The 23,437-nt window shown below is 64.6% G+C and carries 29 protein-coding genes; all 29 read right to left on the reverse strand.

Annotated elements, in window-relative coordinates; genetic code table 11:
- Positions 1–47 precede the first annotated feature (47 nt).
- The 29 genes from H276_RS0115815 to rpsJ all read right to left on the reverse strand — a co-directional run bounded on the left by H276_RS0115815 (position 48) and on the right by rpsJ (position 23,410).
- Positions 48–1,718 (reverse strand): FAD-binding dehydrogenase, encoded by a 1,671-nt coding sequence (locus tag H276_RS0115815; protein ID WP_019972282.1) that lies wholly within the window; start codon positions 1,716–1,718, stop codon positions 48–50.
- Positions 1,719–1,849: 131 nt separating this feature from the next.
- On the reverse strand, positions 1,850–2,293 hold the full coding sequence (rplO, locus tag H276_RS0115820; RefSeq protein ID WP_019972283.1) for a 50S ribosomal protein L15: 444 nt from the start codon (positions 2,291–2,293) through the stop codon (positions 1,850–1,852).
- Complete coding sequence (gene rpmD, locus H276_RS0115825; RefSeq protein ID WP_018601819.1) at positions 2,290–2,472, reverse strand: 50S ribosomal protein L30; 183 nt, start codon at positions 2,470–2,472, stop codon at positions 2,290–2,292. Before rpmD ends, rplO begins: the two co-directional genes overlap by 4 nt.
- Before the next feature lie 2 nt (positions 2,473–2,474).
- Entirely contained in the window at positions 2,475–3,143 is a 669-nt protein-coding gene (gene rpsE / locus H276_RS0115830; protein ID WP_026357058.1) for a 30S ribosomal protein S5, read from the reverse strand.
- A gap of 25 nt (positions 3,144–3,168) precedes the next feature.
- Positions 3,169–3,582: a 50S ribosomal protein L18 gene (gene rplR / locus H276_RS0115835; protein WP_026357059.1), complete on the reverse strand. Its 414-nt coding sequence runs from the start codon at positions 3,580–3,582 to the stop codon at positions 3,169–3,171.
- A gap of 2 nt (positions 3,583–3,584) precedes the next feature.
- Positions 3,585–4,124, reverse strand: coding sequence for a 50S ribosomal protein L6 (gene rplF / locus H276_RS0115840; protein WP_019972286.1), 540 nt, complete (start codon positions 4,122–4,124; stop codon positions 3,585–3,587).
- Positions 4,125–4,137: 13 nt separating this feature from the next.
- A complete protein-coding gene (gene rpsH, locus H276_RS0115845) occupies positions 4,138–4,536 on the reverse strand; it encodes a 30S ribosomal protein S8 (RefSeq protein WP_019972287.1) in 399 nt (132 codons plus the stop codon).
- Positions 4,537–4,949: 413 nt separating this feature from the next.
- Entirely contained in the window at positions 4,950–5,135 is a 186-nt protein-coding gene (locus H276_RS0115850) for a type Z 30S ribosomal protein S14 (protein WP_019972288.1), read from the reverse strand.
- 4 nt (positions 5,136–5,139) lie between these two features.
- Positions 5,140–5,712 (reverse strand): 50S ribosomal protein L5, encoded by a 573-nt coding sequence (rplE, locus tag H276_RS0115855; protein WP_018601825.1) that lies wholly within the window; start codon positions 5,710–5,712, stop codon positions 5,140–5,142.
- Between the two features lie 2 nt (positions 5,713–5,714).
- Positions 5,715–6,032: a 50S ribosomal protein L24 gene (rplX, locus tag H276_RS0115860; RefSeq protein ID WP_019972289.1), complete on the reverse strand. Its 318-nt coding sequence runs from the start codon at positions 6,030–6,032 to the stop codon at positions 5,715–5,717.
- A complete protein-coding gene (gene rplN, locus H276_RS0115865) occupies positions 6,033–6,401 on the reverse strand; it encodes a 50S ribosomal protein L14 (protein ID WP_018601827.1) in 369 nt (122 codons plus the stop codon).
- Positions 6,402–6,682: 281 nt separating this feature from the next.
- The gene (locus tag H276_RS0115870; RefSeq protein ID WP_019972290.1) at positions 6,683–7,561 is read right to left on the reverse strand and encodes a formylglycine-generating enzyme family protein; all 879 of its coding nucleotides are present in this window, start codon (positions 7,559–7,561) and stop codon (positions 6,683–6,685) included.
- Between the two features lie 26 nt (positions 7,562–7,587).
- Positions 7,588–9,939, reverse strand: coding sequence for an arylsulfatase (locus H276_RS0115875; protein ID WP_019972291.1), 2,352 nt, complete (start codon positions 9,937–9,939; stop codon positions 7,588–7,590).
- A 271-nt stretch (positions 9,940–10,210) separates the two neighbouring features.
- Positions 10,211–10,723, reverse strand: a complete 513-nt coding sequence (locus tag H276_RS0115880) for an NUDIX domain-containing protein (RefSeq protein WP_019972292.1) — start codon at positions 10,721–10,723, stop codon at positions 10,211–10,213.
- A gap of 115 nt (positions 10,724–10,838) precedes the next feature.
- Positions 10,839–12,536 (reverse strand): glycosyltransferase family 39 protein, encoded by a 1,698-nt coding sequence (locus H276_RS0115885; protein ID WP_019972293.1) that lies wholly within the window; start codon positions 12,534–12,536, stop codon positions 10,839–10,841.
- The gene (locus H276_RS0115890; RefSeq protein WP_051111466.1) at positions 12,533–14,020 is read right to left on the reverse strand and encodes a glycosyltransferase; all 1,488 of its coding nucleotides are present in this window, start codon (positions 14,018–14,020) and stop codon (positions 12,533–12,535) included. Before H276_RS0115890 ends, H276_RS0115885 begins: the two co-directional genes overlap by 4 nt.
- Before the next feature lie 43 nt (positions 14,021–14,063).
- A complete protein-coding gene (locus H276_RS0115895; RefSeq protein WP_231376694.1) occupies positions 14,064–15,989 on the reverse strand; it encodes a hypothetical protein in 1,926 nt (641 codons plus the stop codon).
- 80 nt (positions 15,990–16,069) lie between these two features.
- Positions 16,070–17,635 carry a hypothetical protein gene (locus H276_RS0115900; protein WP_231376695.1) on the reverse strand — a complete coding sequence of 522 codons (1,566 nt, stop codon included), beginning with the start codon at positions 17,633–17,635 and terminating at the stop codon, positions 16,070–16,072.
- A 381-nt stretch (positions 17,636–18,016) separates the two neighbouring features.
- Positions 18,017–18,328 (reverse strand): 30S ribosomal protein S17, encoded by a 312-nt coding sequence (rpsQ, locus tag H276_RS0115905; protein WP_019972297.1) that lies wholly within the window; start codon positions 18,326–18,328, stop codon positions 18,017–18,019.
- Positions 18,328–18,561, reverse strand: coding sequence for a 50S ribosomal protein L29 (gene rpmC / locus H276_RS0115910; protein ID WP_019972298.1), 234 nt, complete (start codon positions 18,559–18,561; stop codon positions 18,328–18,330). The genes rpsQ and rpmC overlap by 1 nt, the downstream gene beginning before the upstream one ends.
- Positions 18,561–18,977, reverse strand: coding sequence for a 50S ribosomal protein L16 (gene rplP, locus H276_RS0115915; RefSeq protein ID WP_018601835.1), 417 nt, complete (start codon positions 18,975–18,977; stop codon positions 18,561–18,563). The genes rpmC and rplP overlap by 1 nt, the downstream gene beginning before the upstream one ends.
- Positions 18,978–18,979: 2 nt before the next feature.
- Positions 18,980–19,816 carry a 30S ribosomal protein S3 gene (rpsC, locus tag H276_RS0115920; RefSeq protein WP_019972299.1) on the reverse strand — a complete coding sequence of 279 codons (837 nt, stop codon included), beginning with the start codon at positions 19,814–19,816 and terminating at the stop codon, positions 18,980–18,982.
- On the reverse strand, positions 19,816–20,307 hold the full coding sequence (rplV, locus tag H276_RS0115925; RefSeq protein ID WP_019972300.1) for a 50S ribosomal protein L22: 492 nt from the start codon (positions 20,305–20,307) through the stop codon (positions 19,816–19,818). Before rplV ends, rpsC begins: the two co-directional genes overlap by 1 nt.
- A complete protein-coding gene (gene rpsS, locus H276_RS0115930) occupies positions 20,307–20,588 on the reverse strand; it encodes a 30S ribosomal protein S19 (RefSeq protein ID WP_003892827.1) in 282 nt (93 codons plus the stop codon). Before rpsS ends, rplV begins: the two co-directional genes overlap by 1 nt.
- 12 nt (positions 20,589–20,600) lie before the next feature.
- Positions 20,601–21,437: a 50S ribosomal protein L2 gene (gene rplB, locus H276_RS0115935; protein WP_018601838.1), complete on the reverse strand. Its 837-nt coding sequence runs from the start codon at positions 21,435–21,437 to the stop codon at positions 20,601–20,603.
- A 28-nt stretch (positions 21,438–21,465) separates the two neighbouring features.
- Entirely contained in the window at positions 21,466–21,768 is a 303-nt protein-coding gene (rplW, locus tag H276_RS0115940) for a 50S ribosomal protein L23 (protein WP_019972301.1), read from the reverse strand.
- The gene (gene rplD / locus H276_RS0115945) at positions 21,768–22,424 is read right to left on the reverse strand and encodes a 50S ribosomal protein L4 (RefSeq protein WP_019972302.1); all 657 of its coding nucleotides are present in this window, start codon (positions 22,422–22,424) and stop codon (positions 21,768–21,770) included. Before rplD ends, rplW begins: the two co-directional genes overlap by 1 nt.
- Positions 22,424–23,077, reverse strand: coding sequence for a 50S ribosomal protein L3 (rplC, locus tag H276_RS0115950; protein ID WP_026357060.1), 654 nt, complete (start codon positions 23,075–23,077; stop codon positions 22,424–22,426). Before rplC ends, rplD begins: the two co-directional genes overlap by 1 nt.
- Positions 23,078–23,104: 27 nt before the next feature.
- A complete protein-coding gene (rpsJ, locus tag H276_RS0115955; protein ID WP_003883485.1) occupies positions 23,105–23,410 on the reverse strand; it encodes a 30S ribosomal protein S10 in 306 nt (101 codons plus the stop codon).
- Between the last annotated feature and the right edge of the window lie 27 nt (positions 23,411–23,437).

The following is a 23,437-nucleotide window of genomic DNA, read 5'->3' on the forward strand; positions in this document are numbered from 1 at the left end:
CCTGACACGCCGCTGTTCGAGGGTTTTCGCGTCTGCTCGCGGGAGAATCAGAGCGCTTCGGCAGCCGCGCGCCCGGCGGCGCGGCCGGAGAAGATGCAGCCACCCAGGAACGTACCTTCCAGCGCGTTGTAGCCATGCACACCGCCGCCACCGAACCCGGCGACTTCACCCGCAGCGTACAGCCCGGGGATGGTCTCGCCGCCGGTCCCGAGGGCGCGCGAAGACAGATCAGTCTGGATGCCGCCCAACGTTTTTCGGGTCAGGACATGCAGTTTGACGCCGATGAGCGGGCCCGCGGCCGGATCGAGGATGCGGTGCGGCGTGGCGACCCGGGCCAGGCGATCACCGAGGTAGCGCCGCGCGTTGCGGATGCCTTGCACCTGAGCGTCTTTGGCGTACGGGTTGGCGAATTGCAAGTCGCGGGATTCGATCTGCGCCCGGATGCCCTTCGCGTCGAGCAACGGTTCGTCGGTGAGCGCGTTCATCTTCGCCACGAGGGATTCGAGATCGTCGGCAACGACGAAGTCGGCACCGTGGCGTTTGAACGCCTCGACTGGGCCGGGGGCCGAGCGACTCAACACCCGCTCGCGCAACATCGCAGACCGATCCTTACCGGTGATGTCGGGATTCTGTTCCGACCCCGACAGCGCGAACTCCTTCTCGATGATCTTCTGGGTCAGGATGAACCAGGAATGATCGTAGCCCGCGATGTCAGGGTCGGTGCGCAGGTGACGCAAGGTGCCCAGGGTGTCGTAGCCGGGCAGGTACGGCGCCGGCAGCCGGCGGCCGATGGCGTCGAACCACATCGACGACGGGCCGGGCAGGATCCGGATCGCGTGGTCGGGCCAGATCGGATTCCAGTTCTGGATACCTTCGGTGTAGTGCCACATGCGGTCCCGGTTCACCAGGCGCACACCGGCGTCGGCGGCGATGTCGAGCATACGGCCGTCGACGTACGCGGGGACGCCGGTGATCATCGACCGCGGCGGAGTGCCCATGCGCGCCGGCCAGTAGCGGCGGACCATGTCATGGTTGGCGCCGATTCCGCCCGAGGCGACGACGACTGCTTGCGCGCTCAGTTCGAAATCGCCCACGCCATCGCGGTTTGACGGTGCGCCGCGCGGAGCGTCGTCGGGTGCCAGCGCCACACCACGGACGCCGGTGACAGAGCCACCGGTGAACACCAACTCATCGACCCGGTGCCGATGGTGGAATGTGACGAGTCTTTCGCCGGCGGCGGAAAGAGCCGAATTCACAAAGGGCTCAACGATTCCCGTCCCGGTCCCCCAGGCGACGTGAAACCGGGGCACCGAGTTGCCGTGGCCGTCGGCACGCAGATCGCCGCGCTCGGCCCAGCCCACGGTCGGCACGAAAGTGATGCCGTGCTCGGTGAGGTAGGCGCGTTTCTCCCCGGCGGCAAACTCCACGTAAGCCCGGGCCCACTTGGCCGCCCAGGCGTCTTCGTCGTCGATGCGGTCGAAGGCGGCACTGCCCTGCCAGTCGTTCCACGCCAGGTCGAGCGAGTCCTTGATCCTCATGCGCCGCTGCTCGGGGCTGTCGACGAGGAAGATCCCGCCGAACGACCAGAACGCCTGCCCACCCAGATTCGCGGCATTTTCTTGATCGACGACGGCGACCTTCTTTCCGCGCCGGGTCAATTCACGTGTGGCTACCAGCCCGGCCAGTCCCCCGCCCACCACGATCACATCGGCATCCACGGCAGCACCTCCGGTTAGATTCAATCACCGCCCCTGCCGAGCAGACGCGAAAGTCCCCGACACGCCGGGCGTGCGGGGACTTCCGTGTCTGCTCGCGGAGAGAAAATTACAGCTCGGCGGCGAGCCGCCAACTACAGTTCGGTGACCGAACCACCGGCAGCGGTGATGGCCTCGCGGGCACTGCCACTGAACTTGTTCGCGGTGACGTCGATCTTGGCGGTCAGCTTGCCGTCGCCGAGAACCTTGACCAGGCTGTTCTTGCGAACCAGGCCCTTGGCCACCAACTCGTCGACACCGATGGTGCCGCCCTGCGGGAAGGCCTTGTTGATGTCGCCGACGTTGACGACCTCGTAGGAGGTCCGGAAGCGGTTCTTGAAGCCCTTGAGCTTCGGAAGCCGCATGTGGATCGGCATCTGGCCACCCTCGAACGTCACCGGGACGTTCTTGCGGGCCTTGGTGCCCTTGGTACCGCGACCGGCGGTCTTACCCTTGGAGCCCTCACCACGACCAACACGGGTCTTGGCGGTCTTCGAGCCGGCAGCCGGCTTCAGGTCATGAAGCTTGATGACACTCATTTGACTTCCTCAACTTCAACGAGGTGATGCACGACGTTGATGAGGCCACGCGTCTGGGCGTTGTCCTCACGAACCACCGACTGACGGATCTTCTTCAGTCCCAGCGTCCGCAGGCTTTCGCGCTGCTTCCAGCGCGCGCCGATGATCCCGCGCACCTGGGTGATCTTGAGCTCTGCCATGGTTATGCCGATCCCTCACGCGCGGCTGCAGCAGCCAGCGCTTCGCTCTCGCGTCGGGCCCGCAGCATGCCGGCCGGCGCAACATCCTCGATGGGCAGACCGCGACGGGCCGCCACCTCTTCCGGACGCTGCAGCAGCTTCAGCGCGGCAACCGTGGCGTGAACCACGTTGATCGCGTTGTCGCTACCCAGCGACTTGGCCAGGATGTCGTGCACCCCAGCGCATTCCAGTACCGCACGAGCCGCGCCGCCGGCGATCACACCGGTACCCGGGCTGGCCGGACGCAGCATGACCACACCGGCCGCGGCTTCACCCTGCACCGGGTGGGTGATGGTGCCACCGATCAGCGGAACCCGGAAGAAGTTCTTGCGTGCTTCCTCGACGCCCTTGGCGATGGCGGCCGGGACTTCCTTGGCCTTGCCGTAGCCCACACCGACCATGCCGTGACCGTCGCCGACGATCACCAGAGCGGTGAAGCTGAACCGGCGGCCACCCTTGACCACCTTGGACACGCGGTTGATCGTGACCACGCGCTCGATGTAGTTGCTCTTCTCACCACGGTCGTCGCCGCGGCCGCGGCCACCACGGTCATCGCGGCGGCCCCGGCCGTCGCGGTCACCACGACCGCCACGGTTGTCCTGCGCCGAAGCGGCGCCAGCCTGCTCGGCCATCATGCAGTCCTCTCGTTAACAGTCATCAGAATTTCAGCCCACCCTCGCGCGCAGCATCGGCCAGCGCGGCGATGCGGCCACCGTAGGTGTAGCCGCCGCGATCGAACACCACGGTGTCGATACCGGCAGCCTTGGCACGCTCGGCGATCAGCTGACCGACGCGCACGCTGTGCGCCTTCTTGTCGCCTTCGACCGCACGAACGTCAGCCTCGATCGACGAGGCCGCCGCCAGGGTGACGCCGTCCAGATCGTCGATGAGCTGGACGTGGATGTGCCGGGCCGACCGGTTGACCACCAGACGTGGGGTCTGGGCGGTGCCGGCGACCTTCTTGCGCAGCCGGGCGTGGCGGCGCAGACGAGAGTTGCGACGGGTCTCAGAGATGTTCTGGCCCACCGGCTTACGCTTTGCGTTTTCTGCGGTAACAGTTTTGGGAGCCATGGTTACTTACCTGTCTTTCCGACCTTGCGGCGGATCTGCTCACCCTCGTAGCGAATGCCCTTGCCCTTGTACGGGTCCGGGCGACGCAGGCGACGGATGACCGCTGAGATCTGGCCGACCTTCTGCTTGTCGATACCCGACACCGAGAACTTCGTGGGCGTCTCCACCGCGAAGGTGATGCCCTCGGGAGCCTCGATCAGCACCGGGTGGCTGTAGCCCAGGGCGAACTCCAGGTTCGAGCCCTTGGCCACCACGCGGTAACCAACGCCGAAGATCTCCATCTTGCGGGTGTAGCCCTCGGTCACACCGGTGACCAGGTTGGCGATCAGGGTGCGCGACAGCCCGTGCAGGCTGCGGTTGCGCCGCTCATCATCCGGTCGGGTCACCACGATGGCGCCGTCGTCGTTGCGGGACACCGCAATCGGCTCGGCCACATCCAGGGTCAGTGCGCCCTTGGGGCCCTTGACCGCAACGTTCTGCCCGTCGATCGTGACGTCGACTCCGGTGGGGACCGAAACGGGCTGCTTACCAATACGCGACATGTTCTGCTTCCCCCTACCAGACGTAAGCGAGGACTTCGCCGCCCACGCCCTGTCGTGCTGCCTGGCGGTCAGTGAGCAGGCCCGAGGACGTGGAGATGATCGCCACGCCCAGGCCGCCGAGTACCCGCGGCAGATTGGTGGATTTTGCGTAGACCCGCAGACCGGGCTTGCTCACGCGACGCAGGCCGGCGATGCTGCGCTCACGGCTGGAGCCGTACTTGAGCTGCACCACCAGGGACTTGCCGACGCGGGCGTCCTCGGTGCGGTAATCGGTGATGTAGCCCTCTTTCTTGAGGATCTCGGCGATGTTGGCCTTGATCTTCGAGTGGGGCAGGGTCACCTCGTCGTGGTACGCCGAGTTGGCGTTGCGCAGACGTGTCAGAAAGTCTGCGATCGGATCCGTCATTGTCATGACAGCGTCAATCAACCTCTCCCGCTGCGGTTCCCATACAGCGTGCTCGCGTCGGTTCCCGGTGGATGAACCGCTTGCACGAAGATCAACATCCACGGGCCTGACACATCGCACGGTGGGCCTACTGCGAAGTGTTTCTTCCGTTCCTGACCGGGTTCGATCAGGGGTCGCACGTCAGTAGTGGCACCCGCAGGCATCACATACCGACTCGCCTGGACTAAAGCGACAGGCAACCGGTCAAGTGTAGACAACCGGCAGTTCAGAGCCAAATCAGCCAACTACAGCAGCCGAATGTGCGGAAGATGGCGAGATTTCTCGAAAACCTCGCCATCTTCCGCACGTTCGCCGATCAACCGCCAACAGCACCCCGCGGGAGCGCATGGCGCCCGCGGGGTGCTGTCGTCAGTGCGTGGTTACCAGCTGGACTTCTGCACGCCGGGCAGCTCGCCCGCGTGCGCCATCTCGCGCAGGCAGATGCGGCACAGCCCGAACTTGCGGTAGACAGCGTGCGGACGACCGCACTTGCTGCAGCGGGTGTACGCGCGGACCGCGAACTTGGGCTTCTTGTTGGCCTTGTCGACCAGAGCCTTCTTTGCCATGTGCTCAGTTCTCCTTGAAGGGGAAGCCCAGCGCCCGCAGCAGCGCACGGCCTTCGTCGTCGTTGGTCGCCGAGGTGACGACGGTGATGTCCATGCCGCGGGGCCGGTCGATGGAATCCACGTCGATCTCATGGAACATCGACTGCTCGTTCAGACCGAACGTGTAGTTGCCGGTGCCGTCGAACTGCTTGGCCGACAGGCCGCGGAAGTCGCGGATACGGGGCAGCGCGATGGAGATCAGCCGGTCCAGGAACTCCCACATGCGGTCACCACGCAGCGTGACGCGGGCGCCGATGGGCATGCCCTCGCGGAGCTTGAACTGGGCGATGGACTTGCGGGCCTTGCGGACCTCGGGCTTCTGACCGGTGATGAGGGCCAGATCGTTGACTGCGCCGTTGATCAGCTTGGCATCGCGGGCAGCGTCGCCGACACCCATGTTGACGACGACCTTCACCACGCCGGGGATCTGCATGACGTTGCCGTACTCGAACTGCTGCTGCAGCGACTCGCGGATTTCCTCGCGGTAGCGCTGCTTCAAACGGGGCGGAGTCTTCACGGCATTTTCAGTGGTGGTCATAGTCAGATGTCCTTGCCGTTGCGCTTGGAGACACGAACCTTCTTGCCGTTCTCCTCATCGACGCGGTAGCCGATGCGGGTCGGGTTGCCGTCGGAGTCGACCACCATCACGTTGGACACGTGGATCGGCGCCTCCTGCGTCACGATGCCGCCCGTCGAAGCCCCACGCTCGTTCTGCGACTGCGCGGTGTGCTTCTTGATCCGGTTGACGCCCTCGACGAGAACCTTGTTGCGCTCGGGGTAGGCGACTAGGACCTTGCCCTTGGCGCCCTTGTCCTTACCGGAGACCACCAGAACGGTGTCGCCCTTGTGGACCTTCATTTACAAAACCTCCGGTGCCAGCGAGACGATCTTCATGAACTTCTTCTCTCGCAGTTCGCGACCGACCGGCCCGAAGATGCGGGTGCCGCGGGGGTCGTTGTCGTTCTTGATGATGACTGCGGCGTTCTCGTCGAACTTGATGTAGCTGCCGTCTGCGCGACGACGTTCTTTGACGGTGCGCACGACGACGGCCTTCACGACGTCACCACGCTTGACGTTGCCGCCCGGGATGGCGTCCTTGACGGTCGCCACGATGATGTCGCCGATGCCGGCGTAGCGTCGCGACGAGCCACCGAGCACGCGGATGCACAAGATCTCCTTGGCACCCGTGTTGTCGGCGACCTTCAACCGCGATTCCTGCTGAATCACTCGATCTCCTGACCTGGGTTTTTATGCACGCCAGATTCCGACCTGGACGCGCGCGGTCTTTATCATCTATGGACACGCGGGGTTGATCCGAAACAGCAACCAACCACGGTCTACCCAAGACAACCCCTACATAGTAGGTGAGCTCGGGCAATGCACCAAATCGCCGCAGCTCTGCCCGCTGCGGACCCAGGCTACGCGCCGCCGACGCCCCAGTGCAGCACACGCCGGCGTCCGCGAACGTGAAACGGGTGCGGGTTCCGGGCCGTTTTTTCGCAGAGGATTCACTCTCGCGACACGACGCAACGGAACCCGATGTGCGTCGTCGAACTGTCTTGGGACTGCGGAGAGCGCGCCGCCGGACGGTACCGGTGGCAATACTCGGGGGCGCACAGATGCGAGCCGCCCTTGAGGGTCTGGTTGACGCTGGGATCTGCATCCGCCGGTGGGCAGCACGCGGCTTGGGCCGCGCCGGGCCGGTGATGGGCCGAGAACGGCGTCGTCGTCCATTCCCACACGTTGCCGATCATGTCGTAGAGCCCGAAGTCGTTGGCGGGGAAGGAGCCCACCGGCGAGGTGCCGGTCCAGCCCAGGGCGCCGTCGTTGCGGTACGGGAATCGTCCCTGCCAGGTGTTGGCCATCAGCCGCCCGCCGGGCATGACATCGTCGCCCCAGGCGTAGACGGTGTCGGCTCCCCCGCGTGCGGCGTACTCCCATTCGGCTTCGGTGGGCAGCCGACGGCCGACCCACGCCGCATAGGCCGCCGCGTCGGGATAGGCCACCTGTACGACGGGGTGGTCAGGATGACCGGCGTCGCGGTCCGGACCGAACGGGTGTCGCCAGTTCGCGCCGGGCGCCCAGTCCCACCACTGTCGCCAGTCCCGCAGGTTCACCGGACCCGCGGTGGGCCGGAACACCAGCGCCCCAGGTAACAGATCCTGTTGCGCCACACCGGGATACAGCGCTGGGTCCAGCGGGCGCTCGGCGACGGTCACATATCCGGTGGCGGCGACAAACTCGGCGAACTGCGCATTGGTGACGGGATACTTGTCGATCGCAAACGACGCGACCGTCACGGTGTGCACCGGCGCCTCTTCCGGATAGAAGCGCGTCGAACCCATGCGGAACGCTCCCCCGGGCAGTTCGACCCGTTCGGTGTGCATGCGATCAGGGTAGGCGTGCCGTTTCCTCAGTCCTTGCAGAAGGCCAAGGCCAGAGCGGCTTCGACGTCTTCGTACGGTTGGCCCGACAGGTCGACGGTGCACCTGGCGATGGTTCCGCCGGTGAAGCCGAACTGCCCACGATAATTCTTCGATACCGCCGAGCCTGTGTTGCGTCCTATGCAGATGCCACCCCCGGCGAGCGCGAACATGCCCGGGTGGGTCCGCATATCCGGCAGTTCGGCCACTGCGACGTCGTCGATGAACAACGCTGTGTCGCCCAGCGGCGTGTGACTGTTCTCGACTGTGCCGGTGCGCTGGTACCGCGCACCGAAGATGTGCCTTCCCAACGGAATCGGATCCGGTGAGGTCAGCTGCTGCTCGATCTCACCGAGGAAGTTGTACACGTAGTGCAGCCGTCCGTCGGCGACGTACAAGACATGCCCGCCGTGTGCGCCACCCTGTTTGAACAACACGCCCTGGGCGTCGGGACTGTCGATGGTGAGCTCGACCAGCACCTTGAACGACTGCCCGCGCAGTTCTGCGGCCGCGCCCAGACCGACCTCGGCCGTGTTCGGATAGTAGGTGTAGGTGGACCTGGTGCCGGCCAGATACGGGCGCCACCGCGTCATGGTCTCGAGGATGTTGAGATCGGCCAGAGGCAGACCGTTGTACTTGTCGGCTTCGCTGAACCAGAGCGCCTTGAGTTCTTCGAGTTTGTCCGGCTGCTCGGCGGCCAGGTCGTGGCACTGGCTGCGATCGGATTCGATGTGGAACAGCTCCCAGCGGTCGGCGTCGAAATGAGACCAGCCGGCCGGCGTGGCAGCGTGCACGGTGTTGGCGAACCAGCCTTTGTGCCAGAGGCCACGGGTGCCGAGCATCGTGTAGAACTGGGTCTCCTTGCCTGTCGGCGCAGTCGGATTATCCAGCGCCACTTTGAAACTCACCCCGTCCAGTGGCTTCTGCGCAACCCCGCGCACAGTGGCGGGCGGCGTGATTTCGAGCAGGTCGTACACCGTGGGGGTGATGTCGCAGACGTTGACGTAGTTGTCGCGCACCTCGCCGTGCGCGGCAATTCCGTTGGGCCACGAGATGATTGCGGTGTCGGCGATACCACCCTCGTGGGAGGCATACCGCTTGAACAGCTTGTACGGCGTGTTGAACGCCATGGCCCAGCCGATCGGATAGTGATTGTAGGTATCCGGCGAACCCAGCAGGTCGATGAACCGAAGCCCCTCCTCGGCGGTGTCGATGTAGCCGTTGAAGAACTTCGTCTCGTTGACCGATCCGTTCGGACCGCCCTCACCGCTGGCCCCGTTGTCGGAGATCACCACGATGATCGTGTTGTCCAACTGACCGGATTCGTCGAGATAGTCGAGGATGCGCCCGATCTGGGCGTCGGTGTAGGAGAGGAATCCGGCGAACACCTCGGCCATCCGGCTGAACAGCCGCTTCTCGTCGTCGCCGAGCGTGTCCCACGGTCGTACCGTGTCCTGGAGCGGCCACGGTTCCCCGTTGGGGCCCTTGATGTCTGCGTACGGGTTGATCGGCGACAGCTCGGTGTCGGGCGGCACGATGCCGAGGCGTTTCTGATTCTCCAGCACGATTTCGCGGTACTGCTCGTAGCCCATGTCGAATCGGCCCGTGTAGTGGTCGGCCCACTCCTTGAACACATGGTGGGGGGCGTGGCCGGCCCCGGGACACAGATAGGTGAACCACGGCTTGTCCGGGGCGATTACCTTGGCGTCCTGGATGAACTCGATGGTCTTGTCGGCGAGATCCTTCGACAGGTGATAGCCCTCCTCGGGCGTGCCCGGCGGATCGACGGGATGGTTGTCATACACCAGATCCGGATACCACTGATCGGTCTCGCCGCCCATGAATCCGTAGAACCGTTCGAAACCGCGCGAGCATGGCCAATGCCGTTTGGTGGCAGCGAGGTTTGACTCCTCCAACGGCGTCAGATGCCACTTGCCCACGCAGTAGGTGTTGTAACCGTTCTCGGTGAGTACCTCCGACAGCAGCGCGGTGTCGAACGGAATCCGCCCGTTGCAGTTGGGGAATCCGTCGGTGAACTCCTCGATCGTGGCCATCCCCACCGTCGTGGCGTTGCGGCCAGTGAGCAGCGAGGCCCGGGTCGGCGAGCACAACGCGGTGGTGTGGAACTGCGACAGTCGCACCCCGCGTTCGGCGATGCGGCTCATCGCGGGCATGTCCACCAGTCCGCCGAAGCAGTCCCAGGTCGCGATGCCGGTGTCGTCCCACACCAGATACAGCACGTTGGGCGCGTTCTCGACGGCGGTCGGCGCCGCATACGGCCCCCAGTCGGGCTCGGAGTCCCGGATATCCAGCTCGATCTTGCCGTTGAACTCGGTAGCCATGGTGAGCCTCGATCCAGGTTTGACGAAAGTCGCCGATTGGGGCGGTCGCCCGGAGATTACACCCGCATGCTGACGGTTGCTGGGAAAACTGATGACGCGGACAACACGCTGTCGGCCTTCGGGGTTGGGCGCCGACGTGCGCAATGGGGTGATCGCCGTCGTTTTCGCAGTTATCGCGAAAGCGTCTTCGGTACGTACCGAGTTCGGTCGCAGCACATTGAGAAGCATCCGCCGTCTTGGCTCAACGGCATTGACGTAAGCGGCTCGCCGGTCAGACCCGCAGCAGTTGCGGGATCAGCACCCGGGTGTCGGGGACGAAGGGCCAGTCCGGATCAGCCAGGTGAGCAGCCAACTCGTCGTCGGTCCACCACCAGCCGGCGCTGATCTCCTCGGGCTGGTGACGGATCGGGCCGTCGTAGCGCGTCTCGAAGGCAAACACGTGGCAGCGCATGGGTTTTCCGGCCCACTGCCCGTCCCATGCCGAGGACGCAAGCGGGGTCAGCGGCACGCCGGTGATGCCGAGTTCCTCGGCAAGCTCGCGGGTCGCGGTCTGCAGCGGTGTCTCGCCGGGGTCGACCACTCCCCCGGCCAGGCAATCGTGCATACCGGCGAACACAGCCTTGGTCGGGGTACGTCGGTGCACATAGATCCGGTTACCGTCGGCCGATCGGACCAGGACCCCGGCACTGCCATGCCAGAGGCCTTCGGCGTACACCCGCGAGCGGGCCGCCGTGCCGGTGATGTTGCCGTCCGCGTCGTACACCGTCACGAGTTCGTCGGTCATGCGTGCCACTTTCCCCGCCGAGCAGACGTCAAAGTACCCGACACGCCGCATTTCGCGTATCGCCATGTCTGCTCGCACGGTTGGTACCGCGGCAGCCCAAGGATTCTGGGATGCTCTAACGTGTCCCCACCCGTTCATTGACCCGGTACAGCCGCCAATTAGGCTGCCCGTCACCGTCGTTGGGAATATCCAGCTCCAGGGTCGCGACGTCGGCTCCGGTGTGGTATAGCGTCGGGTACCGCAGGTTGAGTGCGTCGGAGGTACCGCGGCCAATGGGCGGCACCGCAAGCAGATACCGAATGCCGTTGGCGGTCGGATCGTTGAGTAACTCCGTGAAGTCCGGGTCGGACGGGATGACGAAGACCCGCGGACGGGGCGACGCAGCAAGAATACCGAAGCCGTAGACGGTGTCGGTGATCACCGAGCTGTCGGGCAGGTTCAACGATTGCAGATACTCGGCGATCCTGCGCTCGGTGCCGAAGGTCCGGGCGATCCGGTGTTCGGTCGTCTTACGCACCGTGACGTTGTACGGGTCCGGTTTCAGCACCGCGCCCAGCCCATATTCCTGTGGGGCGTAGTCGGGTTGGGCCATGCCCACGAGCGTCACGGGGATGCCGATCGCGACGGTGGCCGCGACCACCGCGTACCGTGCGGCCGGGTGTCGTTGCGGTGCCTCGGCAGCGGTCGCGACCACCTCGGGTGCGTACCTGCCACGACGGGTCGGTGTCGCGAGCACACCGTCGGGGACGGCGAGCATCGCCAGGCATGCCGTCAACGGAATCGCGATGATGAAGAACCGCAAGAACGGAAACGTCGATCCAACCGCGTAACTGTAAGCCTGGAATGCGAGCACGGCACCGAACAACGCCACCGGCACCAGCAGCACCTGCCAGTTGGGCCGCCCCCACCGCTGCTTCAGCACCCACAACAACAGTGGCGGCATCGTCGGGGCCAACAGCATGATGCACACCAGCGCGAACTGCACGCCGTGAGCGAAATCCGGTGCGGTCTGGCCTGATTGCTCCAGAATCGCAATGTTGCCGTACTGGGAGGTGAACTGCGCGAAAGCCTCACCGGTGATCAACCAGCTCGCGGCGGCCCAGCCCAGGAAGGCCAGCACGCCAGGACCGCTCACGATCAACAGATCCAGGATCGCACGCTGCAATCGCGGCCGAGGGGTGGCCCGCACATAGGTGGTCAGACCCACCAGGATCCCCGCCGCCCCGACGCAGGCCGCGGCGTCGTAGCGGGTCAGGTAGGCCAACCCCATCGCGATACCGCCCGCGGTGACCAGGTGGTGCACGTCGTCGTCGACCATCCACATGATGAGCCGGCGCACCGTCCAGGACATGAAGAAGATGAACGGCGCCTCGCTCATGCCGTTGGAGCCGTAGAACACGATCATCGGATTGAGCGCGAACAGCATCGTGATGGTCAGCGAATACGCCCGCGGCAGACCACGATCGGTGCCCATGCTCAAGATCTGCACGGCACCGCCCGCCATGAAGGCCGCCGACATGATCGTGCCTGAGAACGCGCGTGCGGCAATATCCGCCCACAGCGTGCTCAGTGCGATGGCCGGTATCTGCACCATCGCCGCGACCGGCGTGAAGATGAAGCCCAGCGCGGCGAGATGCGGGTCGCGGCTGAACAACACGGACTGCGTGGCCGCCACCCGGGAGAGCGTGTCGCCCATGATGAATCCGTGGCGGATCTGCAGCCAATACCCCACCGCGAGGTAGAGGACAAGGAAGACGAAGAAGACGGTGAACTTGAGCCGGCGGTCGGATCCCGCGAGCACCGCGCCGGTCATGCCGCGGCCGCCTCGTCCGTTGCGGTGTCGGCGGGACGCTCGGCCAGACCGTGAAACGTCTTCTCCCAGAACGATGGTTGCCGGATCATCTGATAGCAGCCCTTGGCCGCGGCCACACTCATCATCAGCCAGAACAGCGGCACACTCAGCGCCGCCAACAGCAGATCCGACCGGTCGTCCTCACGCAGGGCCACCATGTTCATGTACATCACGGTGAAGTTGCCGATGACCATCGCGATCAGCGCCGGGAAGTAGATGAACACGGGGAACACCTCGCCGACCACAGCAGGCTGGCCGAGGAACCACAGCACCGTGATGAACCAGAACAGCAGGTTCAGCACCGCGATGATCGGCGTACCCGCGAGCACCAGGGTGAACCGGATGAAGCTGCGCAGGCCGAGAGTGCGGTACAGCTTGAGCGGCTGGCGGATGTGAACCAGCCAGGTCTGCAGATAGCCCTTGTACCACCGGGATCGCTGCCGAATCCAGTTGATCACGTCACTGTTGGCCTCTTCCAGCGTGAACGAGTCGATGACGGCCGTGCGATATCCGTGCGACGCGATACGCAGCCCGAGGTCGGCGTCTTCGGTCACGTTGAACGGATCCCAGGCACCGATCTTGCGCAGGATGTCAATGCGCAGGTGATTCGACGTGCCGCCCAACGGGATCGGTGACGTGCTGACCATCATCCCGGGTAGCAGATAGCCGAACCACAGCGCGTACTCGGCGGTGAACCACGCGGTCAGCAGGTTCTGGTGCCCGTTGTGGTAGACGAGCTTGGCCTGCACACACGCCACATCGTCGGGCAGCTGGCGGAAGGCCGTCACCACGCGTCGCAGCTGCAACGGTTCGGGCAAGTCCTCGGCATCGAAGATCGTGACGATATCTCCGGTCGCGAAATGCAGACCGTAGTTGCACGCCTTCGGCTTCGTGCGGGGTTCTGCCGGCGGCACCAGCAGGATCGTGATGGCATCGAATTCACCGCATGCCTCGGCGGCGTCGATGGTGACCTGATCGTCAGCCTCCAGCAACAACAACACCTGAAGCTTGTCGCGCGGGTATTCCAGGGCGTCCATCGCGCCGATGAGATCGGCAACCACCTCGGGTTCGTTGTACGCCGGGACCAGGATTGTGTACTCCGGCAGATCGGCGTCCGGAATCGACCACGCGGCCTCGTCGGAGATTACTACGGGCCGGGATGCCAACCCGCGCTTGAAGATCAGCACTCGGTCACCCAGCGTCAACAGGTAGGACAGTGTGCACAACCCGATGAGCACAACCGCTGTCTGCATCGGCCGCCACACCCCGAAGGCGACGACGATGACCAGCAGACCCCACAGCACGGGCTTCTGCCAGCCCAGCAGCGGGGTGGACGCGGAGTGCACCGGATCGTCTTCCCGCAGGCCGTTGATCGCGCGGTGCAGTGCATACTCGCGCTGATCGCCGGTGGCGGTTTCCGGGTCGAAGGTTCCGCGATATTTCATCGCCCGGTCTCCCATCGCCACGCGTGGGCGTCGCCGGTCATGGTCAGCCCCGCGACCGCCGGCCGCGCCAGGCGATCGCCCCGGCACCGAGGGCGGCCATCACGACCACGACAGCACCGATACCGAGGTACAACGCCTTGCGGCCACTGCTCGCGGTCACCGACTCCGGTTGTGCCGTCTCAGCGTTGACCTGGATGGGATCACGATCGGCCACCGCGATCAGTGCGTTGCCGGTCAGGCCGGACCAGCGAGCCGTGTCGCCGTTCAGCCACCCGAGCAGCCGGTCGAGCTCATCCGGGGTATTGGTGGACGTGGCGACCAGCAGGGTGCGCCCACCGGAGTAGAGCGTCTGCAACGAGCCGAATCCGATCGTCGGATCCAACGTGAGTGTGCTGGATGTGCCGCTGTCGTCGGCATTCTCGACGGTGATCATGTCCTGCGAATCAACCGACACCGGCAGGGCGATCGAGTCGGCGTCCCAGTGATCGGGACTCACCACGATGGCGGGGTTCGACGACGTGATGGCGTCCTGGCGCGAAACAACGGCAGTGTCGAACGGAAGCGCGCTCAGGCGCTGCAGACCGGTGAGGATCAACGCCGCCCGCCGCAGATTGGCGAAACCGTCGTCGATTCCGACTTCCAGCCGCGGCATCAACGCCTGCGGCAACGCCTGGAAGCCGCCCGGGAAAGGAGGCTTGGCCAGCTTGCTCTCGACCGCTGTAGCACCGTCGATGGTCAAGGTGATGGGCTCGAATTCCCCGCACCGTCCGGTGTTTCCCGCGGCATTCACTGCGATGTCCAGGTTGATGTATCGCTGTAACGAGTGGTCCGGGACGTCGATCCAGCGGTCGATGCGGCCATCGGGCTCGGTCGCCCACCTGTCGATGGTCTGTCCCCCGATGCTCACCACGACTTGCCCGGCGACGCTGGACGGCAGTGGCGTGTAGGACCCCTGCAGCTGGACTCTGACGCCGTGAACCGACCTGCCGAGCCGGGTCTGGTCCAGCGGCACGGTCACCCGCGGATTGGCCAGTGCGGTGGCGTTGACACCGGGCTGGCCGAGCCGGCGGATGGTGGTCAGGTCACCGGGCAGCTGCGGGGTCGTCGACAACGGTCCGGCGACGGCTTTGGAGCGAACGGCAAGTTTCGAAATGTCACTGGACAGCAACCGCGCCTGATTGGTCAGTTCGCCGACAGGACCCGAAACTAACAGCGCAGGAACGATATTGGGTCCCTCCAGACTCAGGCCAGGCGCTTGCCCTTCGCGTATTATGATCTGTCGTTCCATTGGGGCCGGAGGCGGCACGGGCCCGCCATCGGTGGGGACGAGGTCGACAGCAGTGCGTTGCAGGCCGTAGCGCGCCACGGTCGCCGTAACGAGACGCAGCGCCGCGTCCGATTCGGCCTTCGACGGATTCGGCGGTACGAACAGCGTGAGCTTCTGCAGCACCGGGGGCAGGAAGTCGGCGATCGTGGCGGGAGGCAGTTCCTGGCCGGTATAGCGGATCGCAGCGTCGACCAGCCGCAGTGGATTGGCCGCGTCATAGCCGCAGTACCCGTCCGGCAGCGTCAGATAGCTGCGCAGCGACACCATGACCGCGTTGTCGACGACCCGGGCAGCGGCCAGCGGGATGGCTATGCGCCCCTGGTCCGGCGGTAGCGGAATCCGGGCCAATGTGCGGTTCTCCTGGGTGACTTCGAGTGTTCCGCCGCGCGCATTCACCGGCAGCACTGCGGTAGCGACCAACTCGGCCGCACTGAGTCCCGGCTGCACCGGGACCGACATCGTCTGCACACCTTCTACGCCGTAGAGCGCAATGTCCGGTTCAGAACCCAAAGTCCTCAGACTCAGTGTCGGCGAATCGGCCAGCGCAGGAACATCTTCCGGCGCAGCAGTCGCCGCCCCGGGGAGCACAGTTCCGGCAACGACGATCACGGTAGCGAACAGCGGCAGCATCCGTACAGTCACACGGAGAAGCCTAAGCTGAACATCGCGGACGCGCCCAAATGCACAAGGATTGTTACGTCCGTACGGCCGGTGCATGAAAGTCATTGGCATTTCCCGCCGCAGGGAAACTGCGCGGCCACCAACGCTCGCCCGAAGAGGGTGAGGAGTTCACCGTCCTTGAAAGACGGGGTCCGCTCATCGAGAACGGCGTTGCCGCGGAACAACAATGTGACCAATGTCCGCAGAATGGACATGATGTCGTCCGACGGACGCGGAAAGGGTGCATTCGGTTCGTGATTGTCAACGGCGAAGACCGTCACACGTTGCGCCAGATTCTTTTCGCCCCAGGCGAATTGCAACGCGTTCCAAGTCACCAGGAGATCGTCGTCGACCACCGACACCATCTGGGCATGTACCCCGTTACCGAGGTCGACCGGGCGCAGCTCGCTCATCCGCGCGCCAGTCAGCCCGTACACGACACGTGCCGGATAGACCCCGAATGCGAACGGACGCTCACTGACGATGCTGTCCACCACGAGGGTGCGCGGCTTGGCCGCTTTGTCCCAGCTCGGATTTCCGGTGTCCGCACGCATGTATTGGCGCACCAGAACGGCATGGTCACCATAGAGCCGCTGCACCTTGCTGTAGTTCTCGCGAGCTATCGTCGACCACCCCGGCGGAGCGACCAACTCCCGGGCCGGCCACAGCGCACCGGGGCTGGCACGAGTGATCGCAGCCGTCGTCACCTGGGTCGGCAACGCGCAGAACGACAACGCCACCGCGACCGCGACCACCAGGGGAACGCCCGCCCACACCTGTCTGGCAGCCAGCGGTTCCACTTTGCGGTCCAACAACCGCTTCGGAACACCCCGGCGCGCCACCAGATACATCACGACGTTGACCACACAGATCGCCGACAGGGCGGGCAGTTGTTGATAGACGATCAGCGGCGCCGCGGGGTGCACCGCACTGATGGTGATGAGCACCGCGAATCCGAACAACCACGCACCCACCGCCCCGATGACACCGCGCCGAACGGTCCGACCGACGGAGATACTGGTGCCGATCGCGGCGATGATCAGCGTCGCGGCGCCGGCCGCGAACTTTCCACCGCCGAGTATCACCACCGTCAGGTAGTACGGCAATGAGAACCCAATCACGAACAGGGTCCACACCCAGAAGAACCGCAGTGCGGGACGAAGGCCGAACAGCACGATGCAGCAGCACAATACGAACAGCCACGCCGCAACCAGGTCCAGACGCAACAGATGAAAGTACAGCGCGTATCGCTCGAGCAGCCCGGCCTTGATCATCAGCGCCAAGCCCAAACACATGACGCCCACGATGATGTCGGTCTGGCGGTCGTGGATCGGGAGCTCGGTGCGGTCCCGTCGTGAGACCCCTATGGCCACCAGCGCAGCCGCCACCGGCACAAACCAGATGTAGCCGCCGATGCCGCCCGCCCTGGTGGTGGCGACCAGACTGCCGAAGCTGTCGTAGAACGCGAAAGCCGTCAGGGCGACAATCAAAGCCCACCGCAGGGCCACGCGGTAAAAGGGATGGACTGCGTAGTACCGCGCCAGGAGCGTCGTCAGTCCGGGCCGGCCCGTCGAGACTGTCGACGGCGAAGTCGCCGCGGATGTCGCCGTCACAGCCGCTAGGGCCAAACCCGCAAGGCTAACCGGGCCGCAGGTCCGCGGCTTCGGCTTAGTTCAGCCGAATGCTCTTCAATCGCATGCCATTTCCCCGCTCCCATACGCGCGATGGTATGACAGCCGCATCGATAAGCAAACACAAATCAACAAGGCTGGGCAGCGTGTCACCCCGTGATGTGAATTGAGCAAATCCGTACAGGAGACGATGACCACTTTGGAAGACGAACTTCTGTTCAATGCTGCAGTGCCAGGCAAAGATAACCAAAATATTGGTTCAGTTTACGGCCATAGTTCGATCGCTATCGCAGCTGTCACGCCGAAATCGATGAGGCTGAGACGCAAAACTGCCCCTCTTCCGAAGAAGAGGGGCAGTTTAATCTCTGCTCCCGGTACTTACTTGGCGCGTTCCAGCACCTCGACCAGCCGCCACCGCTTGGTGGCCGACAGCGGCCGAGTCTCCATCAGCGACACGCGGTCACCGATGCCGGCATCGCCGTTCTCGTCGTGCGCCTTGACCTTCTTGGTGGTGCGGATGATCTTGCCGTAGAGCGGGTGGCTCTTACGATCTTCCAGCTCGACCACGATGGTCTTCTGCATCTTGTCGCTGACCACGTAGCCGATGGCGGTCTTGCGACGGCCACGGGGCTTCTCGGTGGCCGGCGTGTGCCTCGGACCGGACTGAGCGCCCTTGTCATTCTCTACCATTACGATTCCTCACCACTGGGCCCGGAAGCCAGGCCCAACTCACGTTCACGCAGCACGGTGTAAAGCCGTGCAATCTCCTGGCGCACGACGCGCAGCCGCCGGTTGTTCGCGAGCTGCCCGGTCGCCATCTGGAAGCGCAGGTTGAACAGCTCTTCCTTGGACTCGCGGAGCTTGTCCTTCAACTCGTCGTCGGTCAGTTCGCGCAGTTCACCAGGCGAAGTTCCCACTGCCATCAGAACTGCTCCTCTCGACTCACGATGCGTGCCTTGATCGGCAACTTGTGGATTGCACGGGTCAGCGCTTCCTTGGCGATCTTCTCATCGGGGTAGCTGATCTCGAACAGCACGCGTCCGGGCTTGACGTTGGCGACCCACCACTCCGGCGAACCTTTACCGGAACCCATGCGGGTTTCGGCGGGCTTCTTGGTCAGCGGGCGGTCCGGGAAGATGTTGATCCACACCTTGCCGCCACGCTTGATGTGCCGGTTGATGGCGATACGAGCGGACTCGATCTGCCGGTTGGTGATGTAGGCGTGTTCCAGCGCCTGGATGCCATAGTCACCGAAGCTCACCGACGTGCCGCCGCTGGCGATGCCACGCTGCTCGGGGTGATGCTGCTTGCGGTGCTTGACCTTACGGGGAATCAACATGTTCAGCTCTCCGTGCTCTCAGCGGCCGGCACAGCCTCGACAGCAGCGGCCTCAGTAGCGGCGGGCGCATCTCCGGTCGCAGCGCGGCCGGCCTCGGTGCTCGTCGCCGTGGTGCCCGACGAACCGCTACGACGCGGACGGGTACCCGACGGACGCTCACGGCGCGGACGGTCGGAACCGGCCGGCGCGGCGGCAGTGAGCTCGCGCTTACCACCGACGATGTCGCCCTTGTAGATCCACACCTTCACGCCGATCCGGCCGAAGGTGGTCTTGGCCTCGTACAGGCCATAGTCGATGTCGGCCCGCAGCGTGTGCAGCGGGACCCGGCCCTCGCGGTAGAACTCCGAGCGGCTCATCTCAGCACCGCCGAGGCGACCCGAGCACTGCACCCGGATGCCCTTCACGTTGGGCTGACGCATCGCCGACTGGATCGCCTTGCGCATGGCGCGACGGAACGCGACACGGTTGCTCAGCTGCTCGGCAACACCCTGGGCGACCAACTGAGCCTGCGACTCAGGGTTTTTCACCTCAAGGATGTTCAGCTGCACCTGCTTGCCGGTCAGCTTCTCCAGGTCGGCGCGAATCCGGTCGGCCTCGGTGCCACGGCGACCGATGACGATGCCGGGGCGCGCGGTGTGGATGTCAACGCGAACCCGGTCCCGGGTGCGCTCGATCTCCACATCGGCGATACCGGCCCGCTCCAGGCCGGTGGCCAGCAGGCGACGGATCGCGACGTCTTCCTTGACGTAATCCTTGTACTGTTTGTCGGCGTACCACCGGGACTTCCAGTCGGTCGTGATACCGAGTCGGAAACCGTGGGGGTTGATCTTCTGGCCCACTACTCCGAGCCTCCCTTCGAGTCAGCGGACTTCGCGGCCGTGTCTGAGGCTGCCGCCTTCGCGGCAGCGGAAGCCTTGCTTCCCTGAGCACGACGGCTGCGTGCAGAGCCCGCGGAGCCACCCCGTTCGGAACGGCTCGGCCTACTTTCGACGATCACGGTGATGTGGCTGGTGCGCTTGCGAATTCGGAAGGCACGGCCCTGGGCACGCGGACGGATGCGCTTGGCGGTCGGGCCCTCGTCTGCGTAGACGGTGGCGACAACCAGCGTGGTCGGATCCAATCCCTCGTTGTTCTGCGCGTTGGCGGCAGCGCTCGCGATCACCTTGGCGACCGGCTCGCTGGCAGCCTGAGGCGCCCACCGCAGGATGTCGAGGGCTTCCTCGACACTCTTGCCGCGGACCAGGTCGATGACGCGACGGGCCTTGGTCGGCGAGATGCGCACGAAGCGCGCCTTCGCCGTAGCGGACGGATACTCAGTCGTCGTAGTCATCAGCGCCTCTTGCTCTTGCGGTCGTCCTTGATGTGACCCTTGAACGTGCGCGTCGGGGCGAACTCGCCGAGCTTGTGTCCGACCATCGCCTCGGTCACGAACACCGGGACATGCTTGCGGCCGTCATGCACCGCAAAGGTGTGCCCGATGAAGTCCGGGATGATGGTCGACCGACGCGACCAGGTCTTGATGACCTGCTTGGTGTTCTTCTCGTTCTGAACGTCGACCTTCTTGAGCAGATGGTCGTCGACGAACGGACCCTTCTTCAGGCTGCGTGGCATCGCTATTTACTCCTAGCGCTTCTTGCCGGTGCGCCGGCGTCGGACGATGAGCTTGTCGCTCGCCTTCTTGGGCTTACGGGTGCGGCCCTCAGGCTTGCCCCACGGGCTCACCGGGTGACGGCCACCGGAGGTCTTACCCTCACCACCACCGTGCGGGTGGTCGACAGGGTTCATCACGACGCCACGGACGGTGGGACGCTTGCCCTTCCACCGCATACGGCCGGCCTTACCCCAGTTGATGTTGGCCTGCTCGGCATTGCCGACCTCGCCGACGGTGGCACGGCAGCGGACGTCGACACGACGGATCTCACCCGACGGCATACGCAGCGAGGCGTAGGTGCCTTCCTTGCCGAGCAGCTGGATGCTGACACCGGCGGAACGGGCCAGCTTGGCCCCACCACCGGGCCGCAGCTCCACGGCGTGGATCACGGTGCCGGCCGGGATGTTGCGCAGCGGCAGGTTGTTGCCCGGCTTGATGTCGGCGTTGGCGCCCGACTCGATCACGTCGCCCTGCTTGATGCCCTGCGGCGCGATGATGTAGCGCTTCTCGCCATCGAGGAAGTGGAGCAGCGCGATGTTCGCGGTCCGGTTCGGGTCGTACTCGATGTGCGCGACCTTGGCGTTGACGCCGTCCTTGTCATGGCGACGGAAGTCGATGACGCGGTAGGCGCGCTTGTGGCCGCCACCCTTGTGTCGGGTGGTGATGCGGCCGTGGGCATTACGCCCACCGGTGCCGCTCAGCGGGCGAACCAGCGACTTCTCCGGAGTCGAACGAGTGATCTCGGCGAAATCGGAGACGCTGGCACCGCGACGACCCGGAGTCGTCGGCTTGTACTTGCGAATTCCCATATCAGTTAAATCCTCTTAGTTCCCGGCTCTAGGCCGGTGCTCCGAACAGATCGATTGGCTTGCTGCCCGCGGCCAACGTGACGATGGCGCGCTTGGTGCTCTTGCGCTGCCCGAAACCAGCGCGAGTGCGCTTGCGCTTGCCCTGCCGGTTGGCGGTGTTCACCGAATCGACCTTGACGTTGAAGATCTTCTCGACAGCGATCTTGATCTGCGTCTTGTTCGAATCCGGGTGCACCACAAAGGTGTACACGTTGTCCTCGATCAGCCCGTACGACTTCTCCGAGATGACCGGAGCCAGGATGATGTCGCGGGGGTCTGTAATCGTAGCCATCAGACCGACGCTCCTTCTTTTTGATCCTTGGTGCTCGAGGCGATGTAGGCGTTCAGCGCCTCGACCGAAAACACCACGTCGTCGGCGTTGAGCACGTCGTAGGTGTTGAGCTGATCCGGCGAGATCACATGCACGCCAGGCAGATTGCGCACGCTCTTGGCGCCCACCTCGTCGGTGCGACCGATGACGACGAGCACCTTCTTGTTCTCTGTCAGCGTGCCCAGGAATGCCTTGGCGCCCTTGGTCGACGGGGTCTGGCCCTCGATCAACTCGGTGACTGCGTGGATGCGCTCGTTGCGGGCACGGTCCGAAAGCGCGCTGCGCAGGGCGGCGGCGATCATCTTCTTCGGGGTCCGCTGGCTGTAGTCGCGCGGCTGCGGGCCGTGGACGACGCCACCACCGGTGAACTGCGGCGCGCGGGTCGAGCCCTGACGGGCGCGGCCGGTGCCCTTCTGCCGGTACGGCTTCTTTCCACCGCCGGAGACCGCACCACGAGTCTTGGTCGCGTGCGTGCCCTGGCGCTTGGCGGCCAGCTGTGCGGTGACCACCTGATGCATCAGTGCGATGTTGGGCTCGACATCGAACAGGTCGGCCGGTAGTTCCACCGTGCCGTCCGTGTTACCTGCCGGAGTCTTGACGTCAACTTTGAGTGTCATTACTTCTCGCCTCGCTTGATTGCGCTGCGGACAACAACCAGTCCACCGTTACGTCCGGGGATGGCACCTTTGATCAACAGCACGCCGTTCTCGGCATCGACCTTGTGCACCTTGAGATTCTGGGTGGTCACCCGATCGTTGCCCATGCGGCCCGACATCCGGGTGCCCTTGAACACGCGGCCGGGGGTGGCGCAGCCACCGATCGAACCGGGGCGGCGGTGCACTGCCTGGGCACCGTGTGCGGCGCCCTGGCCACTGAAACCGTGACGCTTCATGGTGCCGGCGAAGCCCTTGCCCTTGCTGGTGCCGGTCACGTCGACGTAAGCACCGTCGGCGAAGATCTCGGCGGTCAGTTCCTGGCCCACCTCGTACTCGGTGGTGGCGGCCTCGTCATCGAGCCGCAGCTCGGCCAGGTGCCGGCGCGGGTTCACGCCCGCGGCGGCGTACTGACCGGTGACCGGCTTGTTGACCTTGCGCGGGCTGATCTCGCCGTAAGCGAGCTGCACAGCGCTGTAGCCATCGCGCTCGGGGGTGCGGATACGGGTCACCACGTTGGGGCCGGCCTTGACGACCGTCACCGGGACGACTTTGTTGTTCTCGTCGAACACCTGCGTCATACCCAGCTTGGTGCCCAAAATGCCTTTTCTAGCCATTTGATTCGGGATCTCCTACTGGGATAACTACTGAATATTGACGTCGACGCTGGCCGGCAGATCGATGCGCATAAGAGCGTCAACGGTCTTGGGCGTCGGGTCGAGGATGTCGATCAGCCGCTTGTGCGTGCGCATCTCGAAATGCTCCCGCGAGTCCTTGTACTTGTGCGGGGACCGGATAACGCAGTACACGTTCTTCTCGGTCGGCAGCGGCACAGGGCCCACCACACTGGCACCGGTACGGGTGACCGTTTCGACGATCTTGCGCGCCGAGGCATCAATGGCCTCATGGTCGTAGGCCTTGAGCCTGATGCGGATCTTCTGTCCCGCCACGCTTCTCCTACCTCGCTCCTGCTTCGT

Origin of the sequence: Mycobacterium sp. 141 (genome assembly GCF_000382405.1) — a bacterium.
Taxonomy (GTDB): Bacteria; Actinomycetota; Actinomycetes; order Mycobacteriales; family Mycobacteriaceae; genus Mycobacterium.

What these genes read in the sequence shown, in the direction of transcription:
- rplP (WP_018601835.1), bottom strand. Translation starts at nt 18,977, where the DNA reads ATGTTGATTCCCCGTAAGGTCAAGCACCGCAAGCAGCATCACCCCGAG.
- rplF (WP_019972286.1), bottom strand. Translation starts at nt 4,124, where the DNA reads ATGTCGCGTATTGGTAAGCAGCCCGTTTCGGTCCCCACCGGAGTCGAC.
- H276_RS0115885 (WP_019972293.1), bottom strand. Translation starts at nt 12,536, where the DNA reads ATGACCGGCGCGGTGCTCGCGGGATCCGACCGCCGGCTCAAGTTCACC.
- rpsQ (WP_019972297.1), bottom strand. Translation starts at nt 18,328, where the DNA reads ATGGTAGAGAATGACAAGGGCGCTCAGTCCGGTCCGAGGCACACGCCG.
- rplD (WP_019972302.1), bottom strand. Translation starts at nt 22,424, where the DNA reads ATGACACTCAAAGTTGACGTCAAGACTCCGGCAGGTAACACGGACGGC.
- rplE (WP_018601825.1), bottom strand. Translation starts at nt 5,712, where the DNA reads ATGACCACCACTGAAAATGCCGTGAAGACTCCGCCCCGTTTGAAGCAG.
- rplV (WP_019972300.1), bottom strand. Translation starts at nt 20,307, where the DNA reads ATGACTACGACGACTGAGTATCCGTCCGCTACGGCGAAGGCGCGCTTC.
- H276_RS0115870 (WP_019972290.1), bottom strand. Translation starts at nt 7,561, where the DNA reads ATGCACACCGAACGGGTCGAACTGCCCGGGGGAGCGTTCCGCATGGGT.
- H276_RS0115890 (WP_051111466.1), bottom strand. Translation starts at nt 14,020, where the DNA reads ATGAAATATCGCGGAACCTTCGACCCGGAAACCGCCACCGGCGATCAG.
- H276_RS0115850 (WP_019972288.1), bottom strand. Translation starts at nt 5,135, where the DNA reads ATGGCAAAGAAGGCTCTGGTCGACAAGGCCAACAAGAAGCCCAAGTTC.
- rpmC (WP_019972298.1), bottom strand. Translation starts at nt 18,561, where the DNA reads ATGGCAGTGGGAACTTCGCCTGGTGAACTGCGCGAACTGACCGACGAC.
- rplC (WP_026357060.1), bottom strand. Translation starts at nt 23,077, where the DNA reads ATGGCTAGAAAAGGCATTTTGGGCACCAAGCTGGGTATGACGCAGGTG.
- rpmD (WP_018601819.1), bottom strand. Translation starts at nt 2,472, where the DNA reads ATGGCAGAGCTCAAGATCACCCAGGTGCGCGGGATCATCGGCGCGCGC.
- rpsS (WP_003892827.1), bottom strand. Translation starts at nt 20,588, where the DNA reads ATGCCACGCAGCCTGAAGAAGGGTCCGTTCGTCGACGACCATCTGCTC.
- rplX (WP_019972289.1), bottom strand. Translation starts at nt 6,032, where the DNA reads ATGAAGGTCCACAAGGGCGACACCGTTCTGGTGGTCTCCGGTAAGGAC.
- H276_RS0115875 (WP_019972291.1), bottom strand. Translation starts at nt 9,939, where the DNA reads ATGGCTACCGAGTTCAACGGCAAGATCGAGCTGGATATCCGGGACTCC.
- rpsH (WP_019972287.1), bottom strand. Translation starts at nt 4,536, where the DNA reads ATGACAATGACGGATCCGATCGCAGACTTTCTGACACGTCTGCGCAAC.
- H276_RS0115880 (WP_019972292.1), bottom strand. Translation starts at nt 10,723, where the DNA reads ATGACCGACGAACTCGTGACGGTGTACGACGCGGACGGCAACATCACC.
- rplR (WP_026357059.1), bottom strand. Translation starts at nt 3,582, where the DNA reads ATGGCTCCCAAAACTGTTACCGCAGAAAACGCAAAGCGTAAGCCGGTG.
- rplB (WP_018601838.1), bottom strand. Translation starts at nt 21,437, where the DNA reads ATGGGAATTCGCAAGTACAAGCCGACGACTCCGGGTCGTCGCGGTGCC.
- rplW (WP_019972301.1), bottom strand. Translation starts at nt 21,768, where the DNA reads ATGGCTACGATTACAGACCCCCGCGACATCATCCTGGCTCCGGTCATC.
- rpsE (WP_026357058.1), bottom strand. Translation starts at nt 3,143, where the DNA reads ATGGCCGAGCAGGCTGGCGCCGCTTCGGCGCAGGACAACCGTGGCGGT.
- rplO (WP_019972283.1), bottom strand. Translation starts at nt 2,293, where the DNA reads ATGAGTGTCATCAAGCTTCATGACCTGAAGCCGGCTGCCGGCTCGAAG.